The organism is Bradyrhizobium sp., from assembly GCF_019244115.1.
In the GTDB taxonomy this organism is placed as follows: Bacteria; Pseudomonadota; Alphaproteobacteria; order Rhizobiales; family Xanthobacteraceae; genus Bradyrhizobium.
In genome coordinates this window covers 1-10619 of the sequence record NZ_JAFATE010000570.1, presented here as the reverse complement: position 1 = coordinate 10619, position 10619 = coordinate 1, and the positions used below count along the sequence as shown (strand labels likewise).

Here is a 10619-nt window from a genome sequence, read left to right as displayed (position 1 = left end):
CAGCAGGACGCCATCCCAGCCGGTGACCCATTTGTCGTTCAGGGCAAACTGGCCGTGGGTGTCGATGCCGCCGCGGAATTGGCGCTGGCCGGGCGTGCCGGCAAACGCATTCGGATCGAGCTGGTCGATGCCGTAGAGGCGGACATTATAGGATCCGTTCGCCAGCCGCTGGCGGAACTCGCCCTGGAACAGCACGCCCTGCCGCGAGGTGATGCGCGGCGTGAAGGTCGCGTCCATGTCGGGAGCGATCGCCCAGTAATAGGGGATGTCAACGGCATAGCCATAGCCGGCGGTCTCGCTGAAGCCGGGCATCAGAAAACCGCTCTTGCGCTTGACGGTCGGATCCGGGGTCGAGAAATAGGGCAGGTAGGCCAGCGGCACGCCAAAGAACTCGACCTGGGCGTTCTCGAAATACAGCATCTTGTCCACCTGGTCGTGGATGATGCGGGCGCCCTTGACCTGCCACAGCGGCGGCTTCTTCGGATCGTCCTTGCAGGGCGCGCAGGCGGTGTAGACGCCGTTCTCGAACACGGTGTAGTTGCCCTGGGTGCGGTCGGCGCGCGTCGCCGCCATCCGCGTCGCGTCCTCGGTGTCGACGCGCAGCGAATCGACGAAACCGTCGCGGTAATCGTCGCTCAGATCCATGATGTTGGCATAGGTGATCTTGCCGTCGGCATCCGTCAGGCGGATGTTGCCTTCGGCATGCAGCCGCTTGGTCTTCTGGTCGTAGATGACTTTGTCGGCCTCCACCGAGGTGCCGTTGTAGAACAGCTGCACGTTGCCGACCGCGGAGACGCGCGAGTTGTTATAGTCGTAGTCGACCTCGGTCGCCTGCACCAGCATCTGGTTGTCGTTCGGCGCGCGCGGCGGCCGCGGCCGCGGCGGCTGGGGATTGTAGGTGAAGCTTTGCGCCGCGGCAGGCGCAACGGTCGCGACATCCGCGAGGACGCCGCATGCAACTGTCATGACGAGCGCCGACAAGGCGCGGGCAATGACACTCCGGCAACGGCGCACGGCAATGCGCCGCAGGACGGCGGACAAGCTTGCTTGGCGGGCGGCGACGACCACAGCCACTACCCGTCCTCCTGATACAGCAAGGCCATAAAGCCGGTGAGACCGCCCACGACCACGGGCAGCCACGCGGCAGCGATCGGATGCATCAACTCAGCCTTGCTCAAATCCTCAGTTACTTTCGACAACACATAGAGCAGAAAGCCTGCGCCCACGCCACTCAAAACCATCTTTTGCACGCCGCCGAAACGGAAGAAGCGCAGCGAGACGGAGGCCGCCAGCATCACCATTGCAGCCAGCAAAAACGGCTGCGCCAGAAGCTTTTGGTACTGCAGGCGATAGCCGGCGGTCGCGAAACCCGAACTTTCGGACGAGCGGATGTAGGTCGGAAGTTGCCAAAAGGACACAGTTTCCGGAGTCGAAAAACTGTTGCGGACCTGCGCCGGAGTGAGTTCGGTCGGGAGGGCCCAGCTCGCCTGATCCACCGGCGGCGAATCAATTGCGTAGCGCCGAACCGACTTGAACAGCCATTGGCCTTCCTCGAGCGTCGCCTGGCGCGCTTCGATGCGTTCCTTGAACTGATTCCTCGTATCGAATCGAAACAGCGTGAGGCCGGTGAGCCGGATGCCCTGCTGTTCGCTGCGAGCGGCATTGATGATGACTTGGCCGTCGCTTGCGACCTGGTTGATCCAGAACCCGGAGGCGTCCTGAATGCCGCCGCCCGGCGTGTTGCCGAACAACTCCGCTTCCATCCGCTTCGACACTTCGCTCAGGTTCGCCGACATCGGATTGTAGGCCACGGTCGCGAGCGCCCCGAGCGCGACGGCGCTGGCGAGGGCCGGCGCAATGAACTGCCAGGCCGAGACGCCGGCCGCGCGTGCCACCACCAGCTCCAGCCGGCGCGACAATGCGAGATAGCAGGTCATCGCGCCGATCAGGATGCAGAACGGCATCATCTTTTCGAGCAGTTGCGGCACGCGGAACAGCGACGTTTCCGCCACCATGATCGCGGAGGCCGTCACCAGTCCAGAGGTCTTGCGCACCATCTCGATGTAGTCGACGAGCACGAGCAGCACGAAAATGCTCGCGAACACGCCAAGCGCCGAGATGACGAACCGTCCGGCGAAGTAGCGTCCGAGCGTGTTGGTGATCATGCTCATGCGGCGGCCGGTCGTCCCACGAGGCGCAACAGGCGAGCATTGGACTTGTTGATCGCCTCGATCAGCGCGGCCGGAGGTTCCAGCACGATGCTGTCGAAGATGATCCAGAGGCTGACGCCGATCGCCGCGAACAGCATGAGATATTGCACGACCGGTGCGACCGGCGATTTGACCGCCATCACCGAGCAGGCGAATCCGACCATGCGCAGGCCGAACACGGCCAGGATCGAGCCGCCGATCGAGAAATTCCGGCTCTGGCGCGTGGTGCGCGGCGCGCCGAGAAAGGCGAAAGTCAGCGCCGCGAACGCGAACGGATAGACCGGCGCCATGAACCTATCATGCAGTTCGGCGCGGAATTGGCCCGGCAGCTGATTGTACATCGGATCGTCTTGGTCCGGCGCGATCAATTCCCAGATGTAGCGTTCGCGAATCCCGAGCGCCGCATCGCCGCCGCGTTTGGAGTACTGGGACATGTCGAACGCATTGCTGTCGAACTCGATCATCGCGGGATCGCGTTTGCTGGCCTCGAAACGCTGCAGCACGCCTTTCTCGAGAACCAGAAACGAGCCATGGTCGTTCTTGATGACCGTGCCGTGATCGGCGACGATCGTGACGCGCATCGCGGGATCGCGGCGGTCGTCGATGAATACCCCGTTCAATACGCCGCCCGGCTGGCGTTCCCTGATCCGGATGGTGAGATTCTGGTCGAGCTGGGCAAACCGGCCGGGCTGCAGGATGTTGGTGAGCACGTCGGCGGTGATCTCGGCATCCCATTGCTTCAGCCGCCTGAGCCCGTCGGGCGCGAGATAGGCGGCAATGAAAGCGACCAGCGCCGCGACCACGCAGGTTGCATAGACGAACGGGCGGAACAGGCGGATCGGCGAGAAGCCGGCCGCGTTCATCACGATGATTTCCGAATCGGTGGCGAGCTTGTTCAGCGTGTGGGAGATCGCGATCATCAACGCGATCGGCGAGATGATCAGGACCAGCGCCGGAATGACCAGGCTGGTGATGCCCAGAAAGGTCAGGATGGTCTGGCCCTGGCTGGTCATGAGGTCGATGCCGCGCAGCGCCTGGGTAATCCAGATCACGCCTGTCAGGCTGACCAGGACCATCGCAAACGCCGTCAGCGTCGTCTTAAAGATATACCTGTCGATCGACCCCATCGTTACCGCACGATCCCCGCCCTCCGACCGTTGGGATGGCTACCCGCAACCACACCCCGCAAGCAGGGCCCCCTTTGGCTGCCGCCAGTTGTCCCGAAGGCTACTCTCTCAATATCATCCCTTTGATCCGTCAACAAAATGGCTCGGCCAAGGCGTCGGTCAAATATGCTTAAAATTTAAGGAATGTGGCCTGGTGGACACGCCGTTGTGCCTCGGACCGGCCGTCCGTCGCTTGCGGTTTTGCGCACCGTTGCTTTGGGAAGCGGGCATCGGCCTTGGCACAGGATAGCCTCAGGGGGCATAGTGGCCGAACTGTCACAAATCGCGCCGGAACCGGGCACCCTGCCGGCGCCTCCGCTCCCGATCTCCCGTCCCTCGTCATTGGAGGAAGTTACTGATGTCCGACGCCATCAAGGTCGGCTTTGTCCCATTTTCCGCCGCCCCGAAGGGTGTTTTGGTGGTCTTTTGCGACGAGACGTTGAAGATCGGTTCAGTCACCCGCAACGCACTCGGAAAGTCGGCCGACCTGATCAAGCGTGCGGCCGAAGCCAACCAGTTCAAGGGCAAGACGGCGTCGACGCTCGACATCCTGGCCCCTGAAGGAGTCAAGATTCAGCGCTTGCTCGTGGTCGGCATCGGCAAAGCTGCGGAGCTCAAAGACAAGGATTTTCTCAAATTCGGCGGTGTGATCGCGGGAAAATTGAACCGGGCAAGCAAGGCGACTACCGTTCTGGCCGAACTTCCCGAAGCGGCCATGTCGACCGAGCAGGCCGCGGCGCTCGCAACCGGCTTAAAACTGCGTGCCTACCAGTTCACCCGTTACAAGACCAAGAAGAAGGACGGCGAGGATGCACCGCTGAAGGCCGAGGTATCGGTCGCCGTCGCCGACGTGGCGGCCGCGCGCAAGGCGCTTGCGCCCTCCGCCCACGTCGCCGACGGCGTGATCATGGCGCGCGACCTCGTCAATGAGCCGCCGAACGTGCTTTATCCGGAGGAGTTCGCGCGCCGCGCCACGGCCCTGCGCAAGCTCGGGGTCGAGGTGTCAGTTCTTGACGTCAAGGCGATGACCAAGCTCGGGATGGGCGCGCTGCTCGGCGTGGCGCAGGGTTCCGCGCGGCCGGGGCGCATGGTGGTGATGCGCTGGAACGGCGGCAAGAGCGGCGAGCAACCGATGGCCTTCATCGGCAAGGGCGTCTGCTTCGACACGGGCGGCATTTCGATAAAACCGTCCGGCAGCATGGAGGATATGAAGGGCGACATGGGCGGCGCCGCCTGCGTCGTCGGCTTGATGCACGCACTGGCCGCGCGAAAGGCAAGGGCCAACGTGGTCGGCGCCATCGGACTTGTCGAGAACATGCCCGACGGCAATGCGCAGCGGCCGGGCGATATTGTCACCTCGATGTCGGGGCAGACCATCGAGATCATCAATACCGATGCCGAAGGCAGGCTCGTGCTGGCGGATGTGCTCTGGTACGTGGCCACGAAATTCAAGCCCAAATTCATGATCGATCTGGCAACGCTGACCGGTGCGATCATGGTTGCGCTCGGAACCGAATATGCAGGGCTGTTTTCCAACAATGACGAACTGGCGGAACGGCTGTTCAAGGTCGGCAACGCGACCGGCGAGCGGGTTTGGCGGATGCCGCTCGGTCCGGAATACGACAAGCTGATCGATTCGCAGTTCGCCGACATGAAGAATACCGGCAGCCGGCACGGCGGCTCGATTACCGCAGCACAATTCCTGCAGCGATTCGTCGACGGAACACCCTGGGCGCATCTCGATATCGCGGGAACCGCGATGGGCGCGCCGAAATCCGAGATCAACCAGAGCTGGGGCTCGGGCTATGGCGTACGCCTGCTGGACCGGCTGGTTGCCGACTACTACGAAGCCAAATGATCGCGAGTGATGGCGCGCGATGACGGAAGTCCTGTTCTATCATCTGCAGAACATGTCGGTGGAAAATGTGCTGCCGTCCCTGCTCGAAAAATCGCTGGAGCGCGGCTGGCGCGCCGTCGTGCAGTCGACCTCACAGGAGCGCGCCGACGCGCTCGACGCGCATCTATGGACCTATCGCGATGATTCGTTCCTGCCGCATGCGACCTGGCGCGCCGGCGATGCCGAGGATCAGCCCGTCGTGCTGGCGATCGCGGAGGGCAATCCGAACCGAGCCAATGTCATTTTTTTGATCGACAATGCGCCGCTGCCTGCCGACGCGCACAGTTATGAACGGATGGTGCTGCTCTTCAATGGCGACGACGCCGAGGCGCTCGCGGCTGCGAGAGGCGCCTGGACGGATTGCAAGTCGCGCGGATTCGAGGTCACCTATTGGCAGACCGATGAGCATGGCAGGTGGCAGCGGCGGCAATAGGTCGAGCTTGGGCGATGCCGCGCGGGAACAACTCGGGAAGCGCGGAGACATTTTCGACGTTCGCAAGTTTGTATTTGCATTTGACTTTCGCCGCGCTCCCTCGCAGAAATTTCGTGCGGCCATCAAACGCCACCGCAGAAGTGCCGTAAAGTCATGGTCGGTCAGCAAGTTTAGGTTGGGTAACGGGGGACCGGTTGATCGTGCAAGGCAAGACTTATTACCGGACGCGACTGGTGGTTCTGCTCGCTTGCGCACCGCTGGTCGCGGCGTGTTCGGGTGCCTCGGACATCTTCTCGAGGGACGCGGACTGGTTCTCTCGTTCAGGACGGGTGTTCATTCGCAGCGTCTCGATCGAGACCCCGCCGCTGACCCCTGACAAGGCGGTTACCGCGGAGGATCTCGTCAGCGCCGAAGGCGCGTGTCCGGGCATGAGCGCACCCGCCGATGCCAATGCGTCGACGGCGGCGCCGCCTGCCGACGCACCGCCGGTGGCGAGCGGTGGAACCGTGGCGCTGGGCCATACCGAATGCGATGTCGTGCGCGGGATCGGCGCGCCCGACAATGTCAGCCTGTCCAACAATCCGCGCGGGGACCGCGTAGCGGTCGTCACCTGGAAACGTGGTGCACGCGCCGGCATCTATACCTTTACGGCCGGGCGGCTGAGTTCGGTCGAGAAGGGCGCCGACGAGGAGCCGATGCCGAGCGCCAAGCCGAAGGGCAAGGCCAAGAGGAAGCCGGCCGCGACCTGACCTGCAGCACCGAGTTCGCGCACGAATCGGCGGAGCGCTTTGCGCCGCCGCGCGGCGCTCAGCTCTCCTCGAACTGCGCGCTCGCCGCGAGCCAGTCCTCCTCGGCCCGCTGCAAGGCGTCTTGCGCATTCGCTCTTGCCTTGGAGAGCTGCGCGGCCTGCTTCGGGTCGCGCACGAACAGATCGGGCAGCGCGAGCGCCGTATCGATCTTGGCGATGATGTCGCCGATGCGCGCGATCTCGGCCTCGGCGGCCGAGATCTTCTGCTTCAGGGAACCCCGCGTGTCGCTTCTGCCGTTGTCCGGCCTGCGCGCCGGGTCCGGTTTGGTCTGGCCGCGGTCGGCCGGTACTTCGGTGCGCGCGGAGCGAGCAGAGAGCACCATGCGGCGGTAGTCGTCGAGATCGCCGTCAAAACTGGTGACGGCGTGATCGGCCACCACCCAGAGCCGGTCGGCGCAGGCTTCGATCAAATAGCGGTCGTGCGATACCATGATCACGGCGCCGGGAAACTCGTTGATCGCTTCGGCGAGCGCGGCGCGGCTGTCGATGTCCAGATGGTTGGTCGGCTCGTCTAGGATGATCATGTTGGGACGGAAGAAGGTCGCAAGGCCCAGCAGCAGCCGCGCCTTCTCGCCGCCCGACAGGCTCTTGACCGGCGTGTCGGCGGCCTTGCCGGAAAATCCGATCGCGCCGGCGCGTCCGCGCACCTTGGACTCCGGCGCATCCCCCATCAGCTTGCGCACATGGTCGTAGGCCGAGGCGTCCTCGTTCAGCTCGTCGAGCTGGTGCTGGGCGAAATAGGCGATGCCAAGCTTGTCGGCGCGCGTGATCGAACCGGAAAAAGGGGAAAGGCGGCCGGCGAGAAGTTTCACCAGTGTCGACTTGCCATTGCCGTTAGCCCCGAGCAGCGCGATGCGATCGTCATTGTCTACCCGCAAGGTGACGCGGTTCAGCACCGGATGCTTCGGATCGTAGCCGACCGATACGTTATCGACGGCGATGATCGGTGGCGACAGCAGTTTCTGCGGTGGTGGAAAGCTGATCTCGCGCACGTCCTGCGTGACGAGGGCTGCGACCGGTTTCATTCGTTCCAGCATCTTGACGCGCGATTGGGCCTGGCGCGCCTTCGACGCTTTCGCCTTGAAGCGGTCGACGAAGTCCTGCAGGCGCCTGCGCTCCGCCTCCTGCCGTTTGGCGTGTTTGGCATCGAGCATTTCGCGTGTTGCGCGCTGCTCCTCGAACGATGAATAGCCGCCGCGGTAGAGCGTCAGTCTGCCGCGGTCGAGATGCAGGATCTGGTCGACCGAGGTCTCCAAGAGGTCGCGGTCGTGGCTGATGACGATCACGGTGCGGGGATAGTGCGCGAGGTGGTCCTCGAGCCACAAGGTTCCCTCGAGGTCGAGATAGTTGGTGGGCTCGTCGAGCAGTAGCAGGTCGGGGGCCGCAAACAGCGTCGCCGCCAGCGCCACCCGCATCCGCCAGCCGCCCGAGAACTCGGCGCAGGCGCGCAGCTGGTCGGCCGCGGAAAAGCCGAGACCACTCAGGATCGCCGCCGCACGGGCCGGCGCGGAATGGGCATCGATGTCGACGAGCCGGGTCTGGATCTCCGCGATCCGGTGCGGATCATGGGCGGTGTCGGCCTCGCGCAGCAGCGCGTCGCGCTCGAGATCGGCCTTGAGCACGACCGCGATGAGACTTTCCGGTCCGTCCGGGGCTTCCTGCGCAAGACTGCCGACCCGCCAGCGTGGCGGAATGGCGATGGTTCCGCTTTCGGTCGCAAGCTCGCCACGAATGACCTTGAACAGCGTGGACTTGCCGGTGCCGTTGCGGCCGACCAGGCCGACACGCGCGCCCGGTGCGATCTGCACGGTGCCGTGATCAATCAGCAGCCGTCCGGCGAGACGGACAGAAATGTCGTTGATGAGGAGCATGGGCGCGGTTGTCACCGCTGGCCGCGCCAAAGGCAACCGCTTTGTGGCCGGCGGTGCCGCACCGTCGCGTCGTGGAACTCAACTGGCGCGATCGCCTGTCTCGCGCCGGCGCATTTCCTCGATCAGGTGTTCGAGACGGGCTGAGGGACCAAGCGTTTTGAGATCCCGCTGCAATCGTGCTCCGATGGCATCGCAGATCGATCGGCAGGTCTGCCGGTCCAGGGCTTGATGAGAGGATTCGTGAGTAACTGCGCGGTCCTCGGTCACCGACGTTCCGTTTCGTTCCAGAGTGGGTATGCACCAAGTCACGAGCGGCAATTTGGTTTCGTTGCAATCGCAAATTGCAGGGACCGGGGGCAGCGCTCCGATGACAACGACAAACAAGGCCCCGGCGCGGGGCCGGGGCCTGGTCATGCTTTGTCGTGGACCGCTGCTTCAGTAGCAGACGTTCACCACCCGCCAGCGCGGACCCCAGGGGGTCGCAACCCAGCGGCGGGCATAGCAGCCGCCATAGCCACCATAATAGGCCGGCCCTCCGGCATAGAAGCGCGGGCCCCACCAGCCGTGGTGCCAGCCACCATGCCAGCCGCCGTGCCAACCACCCCAGGCCGAGGCGGAGGTCGGCGCCAGCGCGGCGCCCAGCGCGACCGCGGCCACTGCAGCGAGCGAGAGTTTGCGCAACATGGGTCATCTCCTCAAGACAAGAGCTTCGGCACCATGCAGGCGCCGTCGGTGACCATCACCGCCGGTGACGCCACCCGATCGGGGGAAGCGTTCCGTCTGGCCTGGAGACTAGGCCGGCGGCAGTGAACGGACGTGGCATGGACCCTTCAGACAAGGTTACTCGACGTGAAATCGTCGTTAGGTCTGATAGCAGTGACCGATGGAAGCGGCCGCAGCGGCCTCGCTTGCCGTTCGCCTGCAGCGCCGATATAAGCCCGGCAACTCCAAAACCCCTGGCATTCCAAGGACGACAAAATGGCGATTGAACGCACTTTCTCGATCATCAAGCCGGACGCGACCGAGCGCAATCTGACCGGTGCGATCAACGCCGTGATCGAGAAGTCGGGCCTGCGGATCGTCGCCCAGAAGCGGATCCGCATGACGCGCGAACAGGCGGAGACCTTCTACGCCGTCCACAAGGCGCGTCCGTTCTTCGGCGAGCTGGTGGATTTCATGACCTCGGCTCCCGTCGTCGTCCAGGTCCTGGAAGGCGAGGGCGCCGTGTTGAAATATCGCGACGTGATGGGCGCCACCGATCCGGCCAAGGCGGCGGAGGGCACGATTCGCAAGCTCCACGCCAAATCGATCGGAGAAAACTCCGTCCATGGCTCGGACGCGCCGGAGACGGCCGCGATCGAGATCGCGCAGTTCTTCTCGGGCAATGAGATCGTCGGTTGACGGTGGCCCGCCGGGGGGCTGGCGCGGCGTCGAGCGAGGCGAACCATAGCCTTTGAGGAGGGCGGGGCTGTGAACTGGCTGGTGCAGGTCGCCGATCCCGCTGGTGTCGGCGCGTTCTTTGCCCAGCTCCAGACCGACGCTCACCGCCCTGCGTTCTGGCTCGCCGTCGGCAAGATCATCTGGATCAACGTGCTGCTCTCCGGCGACAACGCGCTGGTCATCGCGATGGCCTGCCGTGGCCTGCATGGCCGGCACCGGCTCTGGGGCATGGTGATCGGCTCCGGGCTCGCGGTCGTGCTTTTGATCGCGTTCACCGGCATCGTCGCCGAACTGATGCGATTGCCGTATCTGAAGCTGATCGGCGGCCTTGCGCTGCTCGTCATCGCGGCCAAGCTTCTGGTGCCCGAGGACGAGGGCGACGAGATCACGGCAGGCACCACGCTCTGGCATGCGATCCGGATCGTGGTGATCGCCGACATCGTGATGAGCCTCGACAATGTGATCGCGGTCGCCGCTGCCGCCAACGGCCAGCTATCGCTGCTGATCCTCGGTCTTGCGGTTTCCATTCCCATGATCATTGCGGGCGCCGCGCTGATCATGCTGGTGCTGGACCGTTTCCCGGTCCTGGTCTGGCTCGGCGCGATGCTGCTCGGCTGGATCGCGGGTGGGGTGATCGCGAGCGATCCGGTGGATCAGGCGGTGCTCCACGAGGTGCTGAGCGGCCAGATGGTCTTCAGCATCGAGGCGACATCGGCGATCTTCGGCGTCTCGCATCTCAGCTTTGGCGGCGACCTGATGGATTTCGTCGCCTCGGCGCTCGGCGCCATCGTCGT

The 10619-nt window shown here is 64.1% G+C and carries 10 protein-coding genes; 5 read left to right on the top strand and 5 right to left on the bottom strand.

The genetic code is table 11. The features are described 5' to 3' along the window. The 3 genes from JOZ76_RS25320 to lptF form a co-directional block, all read right to left on the bottom strand. Positions 1-966 (bottom strand): LPS-assembly protein LptD (locus JOZ76_RS25320; RefSeq protein WP_291703275.1); only part of this gene is annotated, 966 nt, incomplete at its 3' end. A gap of 107 nt (positions 967-1073) precedes the next feature. Next, positions 1074-2171 (bottom strand): LPS export ABC transporter permease LptG, encoded by a 1098-nt coding sequence (gene lptG, locus JOZ76_RS25315; RefSeq protein WP_291703273.1) that lies wholly within the window; start codon positions 2169-2171, stop codon positions 1074-1076. Beyond that, complete coding sequence (gene lptF, locus JOZ76_RS25310) at positions 2168-3337, bottom strand: LPS export ABC transporter permease LptF (protein ID WP_291703266.1); 1170 nt, start codon at positions 3335-3337, stop codon at positions 2168-2170. The genes lptG and lptF overlap by 4 nt, the downstream gene beginning before the upstream one ends. 397 nt (positions 3338-3734) lie before the next feature. Here lptF and JOZ76_RS25305 point away from each other — a divergent pair, with 397 nt between their 5' ends. From JOZ76_RS25305 to JOZ76_RS25295, 3 genes are all read left to right on the top strand, one after another. Next, positions 3735-5234, top strand: coding sequence for a leucyl aminopeptidase (locus tag JOZ76_RS25305; protein ID WP_291703264.1), 1500 nt, complete (start codon positions 3735-3737; stop codon positions 5232-5234). A gap of 19 nt (positions 5235-5253) precedes the next feature. After that, a complete protein-coding gene (locus JOZ76_RS25300) occupies positions 5254-5706 on the top strand; it encodes a DNA polymerase III subunit chi (RefSeq protein WP_291703262.1) in 453 nt (150 codons plus the stop codon). A 200-nt stretch (positions 5707-5906) separates the two neighbouring features. Next, positions 5907-6455: a hypothetical protein gene (locus JOZ76_RS25295; protein WP_291703260.1), complete on the top strand. Its 549-nt coding sequence runs from the start codon at positions 5907-5909 to the stop codon at positions 6453-6455. 58 nt (positions 6456-6513) lie between these two features. On the opposite strand, the gene JOZ76_RS25290 is transcribed toward JOZ76_RS25295, so the two are convergent. Both JOZ76_RS25290 and JOZ76_RS25285 read right to left on the bottom strand, forming a co-directional pair. Beyond that, positions 6514-8385 carry an ABC-F family ATP-binding cassette domain-containing protein gene (locus tag JOZ76_RS25290; protein WP_291703258.1) on the bottom strand — a complete coding sequence of 624 codons (1872 nt, stop codon included), beginning with the start codon at positions 8383-8385 and terminating at the stop codon, positions 6514-6516. Positions 8386-8820: 435 nt separating this feature from the next. After that, on the bottom strand, positions 8821-9069 hold the full coding sequence (locus JOZ76_RS25285; protein ID WP_291703256.1) for a sulfur globule protein precursor: 249 nt from the start codon (positions 9067-9069) through the stop codon (positions 8821-8823). 294 nt (positions 9070-9363) lie between these two features. Here JOZ76_RS25285 and ndk point away from each other — a divergent pair, with 294 nt between their 5' ends. Together ndk and JOZ76_RS25275 are read left to right on the top strand one after the other, a co-directional pair. Further along, on the top strand, positions 9364-9786 hold the full coding sequence (gene ndk / locus JOZ76_RS25280; protein ID WP_291703254.1) for a nucleoside-diphosphate kinase: 423 nt from the start codon (positions 9364-9366) through the stop codon (positions 9784-9786). 69 nt (positions 9787-9855) lie between these two features. Beyond that, the coding region (locus JOZ76_RS25275) for a TerC family protein (RefSeq protein ID WP_291703252.1) at positions 9856-10619 on the top strand (764 nt) is incomplete at its 3' end.

Bases quoted from the DNA above. Each gene is read 5' to 3' on its own strand.
- lptG (WP_291703273.1), bottom strand. From the start codon at position 2,171: ATGAGCATGATCACCAACACGCTCGGACGCTACTTCGCCGGACGGTTC.
- lptF (WP_291703266.1), bottom strand. From the start codon at position 3,337: ATGGGGTCGATCGACAGGTATATCTTTAAGACGACGCTGACGGCGTTT.
- JOZ76_RS25305 (WP_291703264.1), top strand. From the start codon at position 3,735: ATGTCCGACGCCATCAAGGTCGGCTTTGTCCCATTTTCCGCCGCCCCG.
- JOZ76_RS25300 (WP_291703262.1), top strand. From the start codon at position 5,254: ATGACGGAAGTCCTGTTCTATCATCTGCAGAACATGTCGGTGGAAAAT.
- JOZ76_RS25290 (WP_291703258.1), bottom strand. From the start codon at position 8,385: ATGCTCCTCATCAACGACATTTCTGTCCGTCTCGCCGGACGGCTGCTG.
- JOZ76_RS25285 (WP_291703256.1), bottom strand. From the start codon at position 9,069: ATGTTGCGCAAACTCTCGCTCGCTGCAGTGGCCGCGGTCGCGCTGGGC.
- ndk (WP_291703254.1), top strand. From the start codon at position 9,364: ATGGCGATTGAACGCACTTTCTCGATCATCAAGCCGGACGCGACCGAG.